Genomic DNA, 15,662 nt, shown 5'->3' on the forward strand with positions numbered 1-15,662 from the left:
TAGGGATCTCCTGGCGCGCAGCGTGCTGGAACCTCATAGTAGTGCGAGGTTCTGCCGGCAGGGAAGATGGAATGATATACCCTGCGCGGCGGCCTGCACAGCTCATCTGGCGTGCAGACCTGCCCCTCGCAAGATCAAACGAATCTATTCGGTTTTTGTTGCCGCACGTGCCGGCATGATGCGGAAGGCGCGGTTGTCCTTGATCCAGGCGGCGCGCTCGTCGCGCAGCATGGTGCGGCGGACCTTTCCGGAATCATCGCGCAGCGCGGTGCCGACGCGCTCGAAGCTTTCCGGATGCTTGTAGCGGCTGAGCCGGTCTTTCAGGAAATCGCCCATGCCGTCGGCGATCGCTTGCGCATCGGCAGTCTCGGCGAGTTCGAGGATCGCATGCACACGCTGGCCGAATTCCGGATCGGGCAATCCGACCACGACGCAGGAACGCACCTCGGGATGCTCGCTGACCGCGGCCTCGACCTCGGCCGGATAGATGTTGGCGCCGCCGCGCAGCACCATGTCGGCGAGCCGGTCGCCGAGATAGAGATAGCCCTCTTCGTCAAGCCGGCCGATATCGCCGAGCGATTCCCAGCCGTCCGGCCGCCGCTTCGGCGATGCGCCGAGATAGTGATAGGTCGAGCCGGCGCCGTCATTGGGCAGGAAATAGATCTCGCCGGTCTCGCCGGGCTTAACGTCGTTGCCGTCCTCGCCGATGATGCGCAGCTTCGCGGTCTCGCCGATCTTGCCGACCGAGCCCTTGTGCGCCATCCATTCGACGCCCGAGATCACGCAGGCGCCCTGCCGCTCGGTGCCGCCATAGAGCTCCCACACCCGCTCCGGGCCGAGCCACTCGATCCACTTCTCCTTCAGCCAGGGCGGCATCGGAGCCGCCATGTGAAACACGATCTGCAGGCTGGAGACGTCGTAGCGCTTGCGCACCTCGTCGGGCAGCGCCCAGATCCGGTGCATCATGGTCGGCACGAAATTGACCCATTGCACGCGCTCGCGTTCGATCAGCCGCAGCGTTTCCTCGGCGTCGAACTTCACCATGCCGGTCAGCTTGCCGCCGCCGAACAGCGCGGAGTGCGCCAGGATGAACGGCGCGTTGTGATAGAGGGGCCCCGGGTTGAGCAGCGAGGCCTGATGCGGAATCCCGAGCATCAGCGGCGTCGTGGTCTCGATCACCGCGGGGTTGTGATCGAGGATCACCTTCGGCCGCCCGGTCGAGCCGCCGCTGGTCATCGCCTTCCAGTAGCGCGCGACCGGCGCATCGAGCGGCTCTTCGGAAAATCCTTCCGGCACAAAATTCACCGGCAGCGAGTTCGGCGCATTCCAGTCGGCCTCGCCGCCGACCACCAACGACGGCTTGAGAATCTCGAGCACGGCGGCTGCCTCGCCGCGCGGCAGCCGCCACGACAGCGAGGTCGGCGTCGCGCCGCATTTCCACACCGCGAAACTGGTCTCGAAGAATGCGTTGCTGTTGGGCAGCCCGATCGCGACGAAGTCGCCGGGCTTGACGCCTTTCGCGGCGAAGGCGCGCGCCCGCGCATTGGCGCGGCGCTCGAGCTGATGCCATGTCAGCGTCTCCGCGCCATGACTGATCGCGATCGCATCAGCGGGCTTGCGTTCGGCATACCAGCGCGGCACGTCGGCGAGGGGGAGAAGCATGGGTCGTTTCCGTCGGAAAGGCGGCTTGAAGCGCTCTTGTTGCAGGGATGTGGCGAGGGCCACGGCCGCCACTTCACCAATTATGTGGTCTCGATGTCAAGCCGACGGCTGCTCGCGCAGCCGATATCCTGCTGATGATATTGTGGAATCCCGGTTCGCTAAAAGCCCCGTCAAGATTCCGGTAAAGTTCAAGCGATCACGCTAAGCCGGACTTTACGGGGGGACGGCATTGTGACCGGTGCGGTTCTGTGCCGGCACGCCGATCGGCGTGCGCGGATTCCAGTTTTCAATGACCAATGTCTTCAATGACCAATGTCTTCAATGACCAATGTCTTCAAGGACCAATGTCTTCAAGGACCAATGTCTTCAAGGACGACGACGATGGCGAGCAATGGAGCACGGATCAAGGTCAGTCGCGAGCCGCGGCGCCAGCTCAACAACCGTGCGGCGTGGATCACGGTCGATGATGGCGCCACCGAGAACGAATGCGCGGTGGTCGATATTTCGCCCGGCGGCGCCAAGATCACCACCGAGGTCGCGTTCGAGGTCAAGGACCGCCTTGCGCTGACGCTGCTCGCCGATCATGCCAAGCGCTATCCCTGCGAGGTGGTCTGGCGTCGCGGCAACACCTACGGGCTCAAATTCGTGATGGCAGAAGCCGAGCCGGATGAGCCGGCCGCGGAGCCTGCCGGCGCCGTATAGCCGAAAGGTTCTGCCGCCGTCTGGCTGCCGGTTCGATGCGGCGCGAGCCCGTCCGGCCGTTCCACCCGATAGAGCTTTGCGAATTCGCCGTCATGGAGCGGCGTGAGCTTCTCGATCGGCTGAAATCCAGGCTTTGGATCGATCAGCAGCACATAGTCGAAGTTCGAACGCCAGTCGACCAGGTAGCGCGCCCATCGCAGGGTTTTCGCCGAGAACGGTTCGTTGGCCAGCACCTTCCAGTCGATCGGCTCCGTCAGCGGGTGAGACATTCGATCGAACGGCGGCAGAATGGTCACCGGCTGCTGCGCCGGGTAGGCAAACAACAATGGCCAGAACGCTCTGCGCTCGATGAGGAGCAACGCCGGGAGGTGGTAGGTCAGCCGGTAGATCCAGGGCAGCGTGCGTCGCGCCGGAGGCGCCATCGTCCGTTCTTCCGTCGATCCCGTCGCGGCCAGCACGCGCGCACCGGGCTCGACGCCGGCGATCGCCGCGCGCAGATCGGCAAGGTCGTCCCGGCTGTCCATCCACGTCGCAGCGACATAGGCCGAGCGGACGAGAATCAAGGCTGCAAAGACGACGCCGAACATCATTGCCTCGCGCCGCGCGATCCGCGGCTGCACGCCCGCGAACAGCAGCAATCCGATTATCACCGCAGCCCGCAGATCGATGTGGGAGCCTCCCTTCATCCGCAGCGGCGCGGCGATGTAGACGATTGCCAGCACGGCAATCGCAAGCCGCATTCCCGGAGCGAATGCGAGATGACGACGCATGGCGAACAGCGCGACGACGAAGGCGACGGCAGTCACGATCGTCAGGTTAAAGCCCGGTATCGTGAACGCGCTGAACAGCCTCATCAATTTGACGATCGCATGCCACGCGCCGAGCGACGTGGCGGCGTCGCCGAACGGACTGAGTCGATACAACACGGCCGCCGGAGCGAGCGCGACCAGGATCGGGATCGCGGCCTGCATGACATCGTGTACGGTGACCGTGCCCGATGACCAGCGTTTCCGGACCTCCGCTGCCTCTTCCGCACCGATCAGGAGGAATAGAAAGGCCAGCCCGAAGATGTGGGTGAAGAAGGTCGCGACCGCGGCGGTCGCGCCGGCCAGCGTTTTCCATCCGGAACGATTCCGCCGGCGCAGCGCAACCCAGGCGGCCGCACCGACCAGCGCAAGGCCCAGCGAGAGCAGGAAATTCATGAAGCCCATGAAGAAGGCTGCGTTGTAGGCGACCAGGCCCGACGCCAGCGGCCAGTAGGAACGGCAGCCGAAAGCGACCCGGTGGTACACGACCGCGCCGCCGACCGGGCCGAGCAGGCACAGCGCCAGCAATATTCGGCCACCCGTGTGGGGATCGGTTATGCGCAGCAGCCCTGCCCCGATAACGTCCATGCCGAGATTGGGCAGGATCGTCCAGTGTGGCGCATACATCTTCGAGAGGACCGGGTCGTCCGGATGGGCCAGGATGAAGAACCGCGCGAGGTGATTTGGATAGTCCGTGAGCGGCGGCACGTCGATGACGAGAAGCGGAGCCAGCAACACGATCGCAAGCGCCACCGCCGTCGCCAGCCACCGCCAAGCCGCCTCACGCATCGATTGAACGTGGGTGGCAGCCGTCTTGACCAGGGGCGCGTGCATCGGCGGCTAGTCCTGTCCGTCCGCTCGCGCGCAGTGCATTTGGAATGCGTGCCCGATGCTCCAGCTGGACCAGATCGGAAGCCAGGCTGCGGCATTCAGGAACACCCGGATGAAGCGGATGCGGAACCCGCTCGCGACGAGGTTGACCGCGGGAAACTTCGCGGACATCGCGCCGAGACTTCGGCTGCGGTTGTGGTGTTCCGCTAATTTACCTGTGGTTGTCACACGGCCATGTCGCGTGGGGGCCGTTAACATTCAGTTACGGTTGGATCGATTAGGTAACATACAACCTGTGGATTTGGAAAAATGCACCCTCAAATTATGCGGGTGCCGCGATCTGTGCGCTAGCTCGCGACTAAAGTCGAGTTCGACGTGAAGTCGCCGGACGCATCAGTGCGCCTTCAACGGCGCACGCGAGCAGGCGGCTGCACGGCGTCCCCCGCGCTGTTGGTGTTGCCGGCATTGCCGGTTGTCGAGCCCGGAAGCGCCGGCGCTGCACTGAAATTGCCGCCGGATGACGGTGCATAGCGCTGGCCACTCTGGGTCGGAAGCGCGCTACCCGACGGCGCGGCGCGGTCGCCGGGACGCGGCGGCAGCGGGGAGCCGCCCGCGCCTTGGGCGAGAAGCTGGTCCGGCGCGAGGGTGAGGCCGGCGGCGACGATGATGGCGAATGTGGTCTTGCGCATGATCTGGTCCGGGATGGCGCGACAGCCGCGGCGGAAGATGTGACGTCCGTCAAGCCCGCGCGATGATATCACCGATAACGTCGGACGTGTTGCTCCGGTTGCAAGGGCCATCGCTCAACCGTGATGCACATCTGCGTGTGTCGGGCGTCGGCGACTATCAGCCGCGATAGCGCAGCGCATCGACCAGCAGGGCGAAGGCCGGCGCGGATTGCCGGCGGCTTGGATAATACAGGTGATAACCGGGAAACGGCGCGCACCAGTCGTCGAGCACCTGGATCAATTGGCCCTTGGCGAGCTGCGTGCACACCTGATCCTCGGCGATATAGGCCAGTCCCAGCCCGGCCAGCGCCGCCTTGATCCGCAAGGTCGTGCTGTTGAACACCAATTGTCCGTCGACGCGGACCTTGAGCGGGCGGCCGCGCCGCTCGAATTCCCAGGCATAGATGCCGCCATGGGTCGGCAGGCGGATGTTGATGCAGGCATGCTGGGTCAGGTCCTGCGGCCGCTTCGGGCGCTCGCGCCGCTTGAAATAGGAGGGAGCACCGACCACGACCATGCGGAAATCCGGCCCGATCCGCACCGCGATCATGTCCTTGGCGAGCTGTTCGCCGAGCCGGACGCCGGCGTCGAAGCGTTCCGCCACGATATCAGCGAGACCGTTGTCGACGGTCAGGTCCACCTTGATGTCGGGATAGCGCGGCAGGAACGTTTCCAGCGCCGGCCACAGGATCGTCTCGGCCGCGTGCTCGCCGGCATTGATGCGGATGGTGCCGGCGGGTTTGTCGCGCATGGCGCTGAGCGCTGATAGTTCGGCGTCGATCTCCTCGAAACGGGGGCCGATGCCTTGCAGCAATCGTTCGCCGGCCGCGGTCGGCGCGACGCTGCGCGTGGTGCGGGTCAGAAGCCGCACGCCCAGCCGTTCCTCCAGCGCGCGCAGGGTATGGCTCAGCGCCGACTGCGACACGCCGAGCCTCGCTGCGGCGCGGGTGAAGCTGCGCTCGCGCGCCACCGCAAGAAAGGCGATCAGGTCGTTGACGTCGTGCCGCGGCATTCATGAGCCCTGCTCATAAGTCCATCCTGATTTTTACGTCTAATGCTCCGCCGATGCACGTCCTAAATCCCGCGACGACGAATTCAGGTCATCGACGTGGAGAGACATCATGCAGAAACGTAAGCTCGGCAGCAGCAACCTCGAGGTCTCGGCGATCGGCCTCGGCTGCATGGGCCTCAGCTTCGCCTACGGCCCGGCGCTCGAGAAGGCACAGGGTATCGCGGTGCTCCGCGGCGCGGTCGAGCGCGGCATCACCTTCTTCGATACCGCGGAGGTCTATGGCCCCTACGTCAACGAGGAACTGGTCGGCGAAGCGCTGGCGCCGGTCCGCGACCAGGTCGTGATCGCGACCAAGTTCGGCTTCGATCTCGGCTCGATGGCCGAGCGGCACCGGTCGCTGAACAGCCGGCCGGAGCACATCAGGGCGGTCGCGAATGCCTCGCTGAAGCGGCTGAAGATCGACATCATCGATCTGTTCTATCAGCATCGGGTCGATCCCGCGGTGCCGATCGAGGACGTCGCCGGCACCGTCAAGGACCTGATTGCCGCCGGCAAGGTGCGCCATTTCGGCCTGTCGGAGGCCGGCGCGCAAACCATTCGCCGCGCGCATGCGGTGCAGAAGGTGACGGCCTTGCAGAGCGAATATTCGCTGTGGGATCGCGGGGTGGAAGCGGAAATCCTGCCGGTGCTGCAAGAGCTCGGCATCGGCTTCGTGCCGTACAGCCCGCTGGGCCGTGGTTTTCTCACCGGCGCGATCAGCGCGTCCACGACGTTTGCCGGCGACGATTTCCGCAACCTGGTGCCGCGCTTCACGCCGGAGGCTCGCCGCGCCAATCAGGCGCTGGTCGATCAGCTCGGCCGGATCGCAGCCGGCAAGGGCGCGACCACGGCACAGATCGCGCTTGCCTGGCTGCTGGCGCAAAAGCCGTGGATCGTGCCGATCCCGGGCACCACGAAGCTCAATCGGCTCGAGGAAAACATCGGCGCAGCGAACATCGAGCTGACCGCGGCCGACCTCGCCGACATCGGCAGCGCCGTCACCGCAGTCGAAGTCCAGGGCGCGCGCTATCCGGAGCAACTGCTCGGGTTGGTCGGGCGTTAAGCGCTTTCCGTCGTCGCGGGACGCGCGCCTGCGTCCCCAGCTACACCTGTCATCGCCCGGCTCGACCGGGCGATCCAGTACGCCGCGGCCTCTCTGCTCCAGCACTGACGCCTCTGGAATACTGGATCACCCGCTTTCGCGGGTGATGACACCGCGTTGTTTGACATCTTGAGTCGGGAACCATCCACCGCCATCGTAATGCTCGTTGTCGCAAGAGGCCGGGGCCACACCCGCCTCGCGGCCTCACCGTTCCGTCAGCTTCAGCTCGATGCGGCGGTTGCGCTTGTAGGCGTCTTCGGTCTGCGCGGTGTCGAGCGGCTGGAATTCGGCGAAGCCGGCGGCGACCAGGCGCTGCGCCGGCACGCCGCGCGAGATCAGATATTGCACCACCGAGATCGCGCGCGCCGAGGACAACTCCCAGTTCGATTTGAACAGCGGGCTGTTGGTGATCGGCCGCACGTCGGTGTGGCCGTCGACGCGCAGCACCCAGGCGATCTCGGCTGGGATCTGCTTGTCGAGATCGATCAGCGCGTTTGCGACCGTATCGAGCTCGGTCTTGCCGTCCGGCAGCAAGGTCGCCTGCCCGGTGTCGAAGAACACTTCCGACTGGAACACGAAGCGATCGCCGACGATGCGGATATCGGGGCGGTTGCCGAGGATCGCGCGCAACCGGCCGAAGAATTCCGAACGGTATTTCGACAGTTCCTGCACCCGCTGCGCCAGCGCGACGTTGAGGCGCTGTCCGAGATCGGCGATCCGGTTCTGCGATTCCTTGTCGCGCTTCTCGGAGGCGTCGAGCGCCTCCTCGAGTGCGGCGAGCTGACGGCGCAGCGCGCTGATCTGCTGGTTCAGCACCTCGATCTGCGCCAGCGCGCGCGACGACACGCTCTTCTCGGACTCCAGCGCCTTGTTGAGCTCGGTGGCGCGGCCCTGTGCGTCGTTGCCGGAATTGGCGAGCCCCTCATACAGCCCCTTCATGCGGTCGCGCTCGCTCTCGGCGGAGGCAAGGCCGGCGCGCAGCTGCGACACCTGGTCGTCGAGCGTCAGCTTGCTGAGCTTCTCCAGCGACAGCAGCTCGTTGAGCTGGGCGATCTTGGCGGTAAGCTGCTCCAGCGCCTTGTCCTTGCCGGTGACCTCCTGCGACAGGAAGAACTGCACGACCAGGAACACCGAGAGCAGGAACACGATCGACAGCACCAGCGTCGACAGCGCGTCGACAAAGCCGGGCCAGTAGTTGAAGCCGGATTCGCTGCGGCGCGAGCGGGCGAGGGCCATCTGGTTTCCCTTTAGTTCCTGTCAGTGCGGCGCGTGGCAGACGGCTTCGATGTTGTGGCCGTCGGGGTCCAGCACGAAAGCACCGTAGTAGTTTGCATGATAGTGCGGCCGAATTCCGGGCCGCCCATTGTCCCTGCCGCCGGCCTTGATCGCGTCCTCGTAGAACCGATCGACGGTGGCGCGATCATTTGCCGTGAAGGCGATGTGGGCGCCGCTCTGCGGCGTGCCGCGCCGGCCGATCCAGAAGAAGGCCTTCGGATGCACGCCATAGCCGGCAAACCCGGCACCCTCCGCATACAGACGGCTGATGCCGAGCGAGCGCAAAGCCGCATCATAGAAGGCCTTGGACCGCTCGATATCGCTGATGCCGATGGTCACGTGGTCCAGCATATCGGCCTCCGTGGCTCAGCTCTTCTCGGGCTGGCGGGCGAGGCGCTCGAGCAGCCTCTTGATCTCGCGGTTCTGCTCGCCCTGGCCGTCGGCCCATTCGCGGATCATCTGCTGCTCGGTGCGCATATGCGCGACCAGTCCCTGGATCGCCTCGGCCAGATTGGCCATCGCCGCCGTGGTGTTGCGGCCGCCCGCGCCGCCGCCGCCTTCCTCGAGCGTGGCACGCAGCCGGTCAATCGCGCCCTGCATCTCGGCGCCGCCAGCGCCGGCCTCGTCGCCGGAAATGCCGCGCACCGTGGTGGCGAGCCAGTCCTCGAGGTCGGTGTAGAAGCGGTTCTGGGCCTGGCTCGATTGCAGATCGAGGAAGCCGAGGATCAGCGAACCGGCGAGGCCGAACAGCGAGGACGAGAACGAGATGCCCATGCCGCCGAGCGGGGCGGCGAGGCCCTCCTTCAGCGTGTCGAACAGCGCACCGGCGTCGCCGCCGACCTTGAGCCCGTCGATCACCTTGCCGACCGAGCCCACCGTCTCGATCAGGCCCCAGAAGGTGCCGAGCAGGCCGAGGAACACCAGAAGTCCGGTCATGTAGCGCGAGATGTCGCGGGCTTCATCCAGCCGGGTTGCGATCGAATCCAATAGATGCCGCATGGTCTGCTGCGTGATCGACATCCGCCCGCTGCGCTCGCCGCCGAGAATGGCCGCCATCGGGGCCAGCAGCGTCGGGCGCCGGTCGATCGCAAGGCCGGGGTCGGCGATGCGGAAATTATTGACCCAGGCGACCTCGGGATAGAGCCGGATCACCTGGCGGAACGCCAGGATGACGCCGATCAGGAGCACCGCGCCGATCAGGGCGTTCAGCCCGGGATTGGCGAAGAAGGCGGTGACGATCTGCTTGTACAGCACCACCCCGACCAGGCCGCACAGCACCAGGAACACCAGCATCCGCACCAGGAAGATCCTGGGCGAGGACAGCTTGCTCAGTTCGATCTCCATGTCGGAGCGGGAAGGGGGCATTGCCGGGTCATCCGTTCGCGAAGGCCGCATCTGCCAGCAATATGGCACAGCGGCGCAGTGAGGAAAGCCGAATCCAAAGGCTGCCGGCAGAACCTGGGGTTGATCCGGAGCGAAGTGTTGCCGCATTGCGCAGCTTTCCGAGGCGCCGGCGCACCGGCGTGTGCAGAAGGTGCCAATCCCCGCAGATCGCGAGACGGACTCAGGGGGCGGGGCGATCCGCGATGCCTGCGCCGCGGATTTGCGCGTTCGCAATCTGCGACATTCCTGCGCAGGCAAAGGCCGCGTTCCCGCTCCCGCAGTCCTTAACGCATGCCCACAGCCTGCGATGGAACCCGCTCACAATCCGGTGAGTCGACAAAACATGCCGCGAAATCAGAACGATAGGTTTGTGTGACATTGAGCCGCCCGACAAACGCATTGCGTCGCAGCAAGCAGGATTTATTTTTGGCGGCAGGAGCGGTGCCGGTGTGGCGCCGCCGTTTGTTTATTCCCAACCAACCACAGGGGCGACCATCTCAATGTCTGGACTTCGCGCGCAATCGGCATGCATTGCTCTGATGCTGGCCGTGACGGCGCCACTGCTTGCTGGCTGCGACGAGCCGACCACCGCAACCGCCGCCGTACAAGCGCCCGAGCCGGACGTCAGTGTCGTCACCGTGAAGCCGCAGGCCCGCGCGATGGTGCGCGAGCTGCCGGGCCGCATCGCGCCGACCCGCGTCTCCGAGGTGCGCCCGCGCGTCTCCGGCATCGTGGTCAACCGCATGTTCCATCAGGGCAGCGAGGTGAAGGTCGGCGATCCCCTGTACCAGATCGATCCGCGGCCGTTCGAGGTCGAATTGCAGTCGACCGAGGCGGCGCTGGCGCGTGCCAAGGCGGTGCTCGAGCAGACCGCGCTGCAGGCCCGCCGCATCGCGACCCTCACCAATCAGCGCGCGACCTCGGAGGCCGAGAACGAGAGGGCGATCGCCAATCTGAAGCAGGCCGAAGCCGACGTGCAGGGCCGCGAGGCCGACGTCGCGCGCGCCAAGCTCAATCTGGATTACGCCACCATCCGTGCGCCGATCGACGGCACGATCGGCGCTGCGGTGATCAGCGAGGGCGCGCTCGTCGTGCAGAACGACCCCACCAGCCTTGCCACCATCCAGCAGCTCGATCCGATCTATGCCGACTTCCAGCAGTCGGTGACCGAAATGAACCAGCTCCGCCGCGCCTTCGAGAGCGGCGATCTCGACCGCATCGCGCCCGACGCGATGAAGGTTCGCCTCGTGCTCGACGACGGCTCGATCTATCCGCTGCCGGGCAAGCTATTGTTCTCCGACGCCAAGGTCGACGCCTATACCGGGCAGGTGACCCTGCGCGGCGAGTTCCCGAACCCGCATCGCATCCTGCTGCCGGGCATGTATGTCCGCGTGCAGATCGAGCAGGGCATCGACTCGGACGCGATCGCGGTGCCGCAGCAAGCGATCCAGCGCAATGGCGGCGGCGGCAGCGAGGTGTTCGTCGTCAAGGACGACAATCTCGTCGCGGTGCAGCCGGTGCGCACCGGCTCGGTGCAGGGCGGCACCTGGTTCGTGACCGAGGGCCTGAAGGCCGGCGACAAGGTCGTGGTCGAGGGCTTCCAGAAATTCGCCGCCGGCGACAAGGTCCGGCCGCTGGCCTGGCGCGAGGTCGATGCTGCTGCAATACAGTCGGATTCGCAGCAGACCGCCCACGCGAAGCCGTGATCCGCCATGCCTAGCTTCTTCATCGACAGGCCGATCTTCGCCTGGGTCGTCGCGCTGTTCATCTGTCTGGTCGGCGCGATCTCGATTCCGCTGCTTGCGGTGGCGCAGTACCCGATCATCGCGCCGCCCTCGATCTCGATCTCGACGAGCTATCCCGGCGCGTCGCCGGAGAACCTCTACAACAGCGTGACGCGGCTGATCGAGGAGGAGCTCAACGGCGCCGCCAACATCCTGAACTTCGAATCGACCTCCGACTCGCTCGGCCAGGTCGAGATCATCGCCAACTTCAAGCCGGGTACCGACACCAGCCAGGCTTCGGTCGAGGTGCAGAACCGCCTCAAGCGCGTAGAGGCGCGGCTGCCGCGCGCCGTGATCCAGCAGGGCATCCTGGTCGAGGAAGCCTCCTCCGCCGTGCTGCAGATCATCACGCTGAACTCGACCGACGGCTCGCTGGATGAAGTGGGCCTCGGCGACTTCATGATCCGCAACGTGCTGGGCGAGGTGCGCCGCATCCCCGGCGTCGGCCGCGCCACGCTGTATTCGACCGAGCGCAGCTTGCGCGTCTGGATCGATCCGGCCAAGCTGGTCGGCTACGGCCTGTCGGCCGACGACGTCAACAAGGCGATCACGGCACAGAACGCCCAGGTCGCCTCCGGCAGCATCGGCGCCGAGCCGAGCACCGACACGCAGAAGATCTCGGCGCAGGTGCTGGTCAAGGGCCAGCTCTCCTCGCCGGACGAGTTCGGCGCGATCATCCTGCGCGCCAATCCCGACGGCTCGACGGTCCGGCTGCGCGACGTCGCGCGGATCGAGGTCGGCGGCCTCAGCTATCAGTTCAACACCCGCGTGAACGGCAGGCCGACGGCCGGCCTCTCGGTGCTGCTGTCGCCGAAGGGCAATGCGCTGGCGACCGCGAGCGCGGTCGAAGCCAAGATGCAGGAGCTGTCGCGCTTCTTTCCGGCCAACATCTCCTACGAGATCCCCTACAACATCACGCCCGTGGTGAAGGCCTCGATCGAGAAGGTCCTGATGACGCTGGTCGAGGCGGTGGTGCTGGTGTTCGTCGTGATGTTCCTGTTCCTGCAGAACATCCGCTACACCATCATTCCGACCATCGTGGTTCCGGTGGCGCTGCTCGGCACCTGCGCCACGCTGATGGCGGTGGGCTACTCGATCAACATGCTGACCATGTTCGGCATGGTGCTGGCGGTCGGCATCCTGGTCGACGACGCCATCGTCGTGGTCGAGAACGTCGAGCGCATCATGGCCGAGGAAGGCCTGCCGCCGAAGGAAGCCACCCGCAAGGCGATGTCGCAGATCACCGGCGCCATCATCGGCATCACGCTGGTGCTGATGGCGGTGTTCGTGCCGATGGCGTTCTTCCCGGGCTCGGTCGGCATCATCTACCGGCAGTTCTCGGTCACCATGGTGGCGGCGATCGCGTTCTCGGCGCTGCTCGCGCTGTCGCTGACGCCGGCGCTGTGCGCGACCTTGCTCAAGCCGGTCGAGCAGGGCCACGGCCATGCCCGCAAGGGCGTGTTCGGCTGGTTCAACCGCGTGCTCGACTATAGCCGCGCCGGCTACACGCGCACGGTGCAGGGCTCGCTGAAGCGCACCGGCCGCCTGATGCTGATCTATCTCGTGCTGTTCGCAGGCGTCGCCTACGGCTTCGTGCGGCTGCCCGGCGGCTTCCTGCCGGTCGACGACCAGGGCTTCATCACGACCGACGTGCAGACGCCGTCGGAATCGTCCTACGCGCGCACCGAGGCTGCGGTCGAGCGGGTCGAGAAATACCTGAAGGATCGCGCCGGCATCGAGAACGTCACGTTCCTCACCGGCTTCAGCTTCCTCGGCCAGGGCATGAACACCGCGCAGGCCTTCATCACGCTGAAGGACTGGTCGGAGCGCGGATCGAAGGATTCCGCCGCCGCCATCGTCGCCGACATCAACCGCGACCTGTCGTCATCGATCCGCGACGCCAGGATCTCGGCGCTGCAGCCGCCGCCGATCGACAACCTCGGCAACTCCTCTGGCTTCTCGTTCCGCCTGCAGGACCGCGGCCAGAAGGGCTATGCGGCGCTGATCGCAGCAAGCGACCGCCTGATTGCCGAGGCCAATGCCAGCCCGATCCTGCAGAAGGTCTATGTCGAGGGCCTGCCGCCGGCGCCGCAGGTCAATCTGATGATCGATCGCGAGAAGGCCGGCGCGTTCGGCCTCACCTTCGAGGACATCAACAACACGATCTCGACCAATCTCGGCTCGAACTACATCAACGACTTCCCGAATCGCGGGCGGATGCAGCGCGTCGTCGTGCAGGCCGACAAGGCCAGCCGCATGAAGCCGGACGACATCCTCAATTACAACGTCAAGAACAGCCGCGGCCAGCTGGTGCCGTTCTCGGCCTTCGCCACCATCGAATGGACCAAGGGGCCGACGCAGATCGCGGGCTTCAACTACTATCCGGCGGTGCGCATCTCCGGCGAGGCGAAGCCGGGCTTCACCTCGGGCGATGCGATCGCCGAGATGGAGCGGCTCGCCGACAAGCTGCCGCGCGGCTTCGGCTATGAATGGACCGGCCAGTCGTTGCAGGAGAAGCTGTCGGGCTCGCAGGCGCCGTTCCTGCTCGCGCTGTCGGTGCTGGTGGTGTTCCTGCTGCTTGCCGCGCTCTACGAGAGCTGGACCATTCCGCTCGCCGTGCTGCTCACCGTGCCGCTCGGCATTCTCGGCGCCGTGGTGGCGGCGACGCTGCGCGGCCTGCCGAACGACGTCTATTTCACCGTCGGCCTGATCACCATCATCGGCCTTGCGGCGAAGGACGCGATCCTGATCATCGAGTTCGCCAAGGATCTGCGGGCGCAGGGCAAGCCGCTGGTCGAGGCGACCATCGAGGCGTGCAGTCTCCGATTCCGCCCGATCCTGATGACCGGTCTCGCCTTCGTCTGCGGCGTGCTGCCGATGGCGATCGCGACCGGCGCCGGCGGTGCCAGCCAGCAGGCGCTCGGCACCTCGGTCATGGGCGGCATGATCGCAGTGGTGATCCTCGCGCTGCTCCTGGTGCCGGTGTTCTTCGTCAGCGTGCAACGCGTGCTGGCGGGGGATCGCGAGAAGACCGCGGAGAGCGCCGAAGTCTATGGTCCGCCTGCGCCGGCGAGGGGAGGCCACTGAGGTCCCGTCGGCGACGCCTCCGGCTTGCTTTCGCAAGCCAGTCAATCCAGATTACAGCTCTGGATTGAACGGGTGGCGAGCAGGCAACCCGAGGACTGAGAGCATGTGATGCGGCCGAGCGATATTGCGATCTCGAACTATCGCTCGATCCGGCGGCTCTCGATGCCCATTCAACCGCTCTCCGTCTTCATCGGCGAGAACGGCGTCGGCAAATCCAATCTCTACAAGTCGCTGTCGCTGCTGCGCGACGCGGCCACGGGCCGGATCACTCGCACGATCGCCGACGAGGGCGGATTGAACTCGGTCTGCTGGTCCGGCATCCGCCGGCGGGGCGAGGATGCGCGGCTGCGATTGGCGGTCAGGTTCGAGCACGTCAATTACGCGATCGAACTCGGACATCCCGGTCCGGTCGAGGCGGCGTTTCCCGGCGAGCCGATGATCAAGTCCGAACGCATCGAGGCGATCCACGGCAAGCGCAAGGTCCTGATGATGGAGCGGACCAATTCGCACGTCAGCGTCCGCGGCGAGAGCGGCGCCTGGAGCGAGTACAAGAATGCGGTGCTGCCGTCGGAAACCGCGCTCGCCGATTTCGTCGACGGCCAGAGCTGTCCCGAAGTCGGCCTGATCAGGAACGCGTTGCAGAGCTGGCGCTTCTATCACGACTTCCGCACCGATCCGGCATCGCCGATCCGCAAGCCGTGTCTGGCGATCACCACGCCGTCGCTGAGCGCCGATGGCAGCGATCTGGCCGCCGCCTTGGCAACGCTCAGCGCGATCCGGCAGGATGCGGTCGACCTGCAGGATGCGATCGAGGATGCGTTCCCGGGCGCCAAGCTCGGGGCATGGGAAGACAACGGGCGGTGCGAATTCGAGCTGCGGCAGGCGGACATGCCGCGTGCGTTCAAGGCACACGAACTCTCCGACGGCACGCTGAAATATATCTGCCTGCTCGCCGTGTTCATGGGCTATCGGCTGCCGCCGTTCATCGCGCTGAACGAGCCCGAGACCAGCCTGCATCCGTCGCTGCTGGCGCCGCTGGCGAGGCTGATCGCCAAGGCGTCGCGCCGCGCCGACATCTGGATCGTCACCCATTCGGAACAGCTGATGGAGGCGCTGCGCAGCGAGAGCTCGGTGCCGCTGCGCCGGGTGATCAAGGCAAAGGGCGCCACCGCCATCGAGGGCCTGACCCTCAGCGGCGAGTTTCGTGACGGGGCAGGCGAGGATGAGGACGACGATGACGACGATTAGAAC

General features: G+C 65.7%; 12 protein-coding genes. 5 read left to right on the forward strand and 7 right to left on the reverse strand.

Features of this window, described 5'->3' with window-relative positions; genetic code table 11:
* Positions 1–144: 144 nt before the first annotated feature.
* Positions 145–1,662 carry an AMP-binding protein gene (locus ACVINW_RS16255; RefSeq protein ID WP_456752238.1) on the reverse strand — a complete coding sequence of 506 codons (1,518 nt, stop codon included), beginning with the start codon at positions 1,660–1,662 and terminating at the stop codon, positions 145–147.
* 381 nt (positions 1,663–2,043) lie between these two features.
* Here ACVINW_RS16255 and ACVINW_RS16260 point away from each other — a divergent pair, with 381 nt between their 5' ends.
* Positions 2,044–2,364 carry a PilZ domain-containing protein gene (locus ACVINW_RS16260; RefSeq protein WP_456752239.1) on the forward strand — a complete coding sequence of 107 codons (321 nt, stop codon included), beginning with the start codon at positions 2,044–2,046 and terminating at the stop codon, positions 2,362–2,364.
* Here ACVINW_RS16260 and ACVINW_RS16265 read toward each other — a convergent pair.
* From ACVINW_RS16265 to ACVINW_RS16275, 3 genes are all read right to left on the reverse strand, one after another.
* On the reverse strand, positions 2,292–4,004 hold the full coding sequence (locus ACVINW_RS16265; protein ID WP_456752240.1) for a hypothetical protein: 1,713 nt from the start codon (positions 4,002–4,004) through the stop codon (positions 2,292–2,294). The two genes, ACVINW_RS16260 and ACVINW_RS16265, sit on opposite strands and share 73 nt — an antisense overlap.
* 401 nt (positions 4,005–4,405) lie before the next feature.
* On the reverse strand, positions 4,406–4,690 hold the full coding sequence (locus ACVINW_RS16270; protein ID WP_456752241.1) for a hypothetical protein: 285 nt from the start codon (positions 4,688–4,690) through the stop codon (positions 4,406–4,408).
* A 157-nt stretch (positions 4,691–4,847) separates the two neighbouring features.
* Positions 4,848–5,741: a LysR family transcriptional regulator gene (locus ACVINW_RS16275; RefSeq protein ID WP_456752242.1), complete on the reverse strand. Its 894-nt coding sequence runs from the start codon at positions 5,739–5,741 to the stop codon at positions 4,848–4,850.
* Between the two features lie 109 nt (positions 5,742–5,850).
* On the opposite strand from ACVINW_RS16275, the gene ACVINW_RS16280 reads away from it, so the two are divergent.
* A complete protein-coding gene (locus ACVINW_RS16280) occupies positions 5,851–6,843 on the forward strand; it encodes an aldo/keto reductase (protein WP_456752243.1) in 993 nt (330 codons plus the stop codon).
* Between the two features lie 243 nt (positions 6,844–7,086).
* Here the strand turns inward: ACVINW_RS16280 and ACVINW_RS16285 are convergent, their stop codons facing one another.
* From ACVINW_RS16285 to ACVINW_RS16295, 3 genes are read right to left on the reverse strand one after another with little or no spacing between them, the layout of a single operon-like run.
* The gene (locus ACVINW_RS16285; RefSeq protein ID WP_456752244.1) at positions 7,087–8,118 is read right to left on the reverse strand and encodes a peptidoglycan -binding protein; all 1,032 of its coding nucleotides are present in this window, start codon (positions 8,116–8,118) and stop codon (positions 7,087–7,089) included.
* A gap of 21 nt (positions 8,119–8,139) precedes the next feature.
* The gene (locus ACVINW_RS16290) at positions 8,140–8,508 is read right to left on the reverse strand and encodes a VOC family protein (RefSeq protein WP_456752245.1); all 369 of its coding nucleotides are present in this window, start codon (positions 8,506–8,508) and stop codon (positions 8,140–8,142) included.
* A 15-nt stretch (positions 8,509–8,523) separates the two neighbouring features.
* Positions 8,524–9,522, reverse strand: coding sequence for a flagellar motor protein MotA (locus tag ACVINW_RS16295; protein ID WP_456752246.1), 999 nt, complete (start codon positions 9,520–9,522; stop codon positions 8,524–8,526).
* A gap of 518 nt (positions 9,523–10,040) precedes the next feature.
* On the opposite strand from ACVINW_RS16295, the gene ACVINW_RS16300 reads away from it, so the two are divergent.
* The 3 genes from ACVINW_RS16300 to ACVINW_RS16310 all read left to right on the forward strand — a co-directional run bounded on the left by ACVINW_RS16300 (position 10,041) and on the right by ACVINW_RS16310 (position 15,659).
* A complete protein-coding gene (locus tag ACVINW_RS16300; RefSeq protein WP_456752247.1) occupies positions 10,041–11,246 on the forward strand; it encodes an efflux RND transporter periplasmic adaptor subunit in 1,206 nt (401 codons plus the stop codon).
* 6 nt (positions 11,247–11,252) lie between these two features.
* Positions 11,253–14,411 (forward strand): multidrug efflux RND transporter permease subunit, encoded by a 3,159-nt coding sequence (locus ACVINW_RS16305; protein ID WP_456752248.1) that lies wholly within the window; start codon positions 11,253–11,255, stop codon positions 14,409–14,411.
* A 108-nt stretch (positions 14,412–14,519) separates the two neighbouring features.
* Positions 14,520–15,659 carry an AAA family ATPase gene (locus tag ACVINW_RS16310; protein ID WP_456752249.1) on the forward strand — a complete coding sequence of 380 codons (1,140 nt, stop codon included), beginning with the start codon at positions 14,520–14,522 and terminating at the stop codon, positions 15,657–15,659.
* Positions 15,660–15,662 lie beyond the last annotated feature (3 nt).

Source organism: Bradyrhizobium sp. USDA 4461 (genome assembly GCF_054055655.1).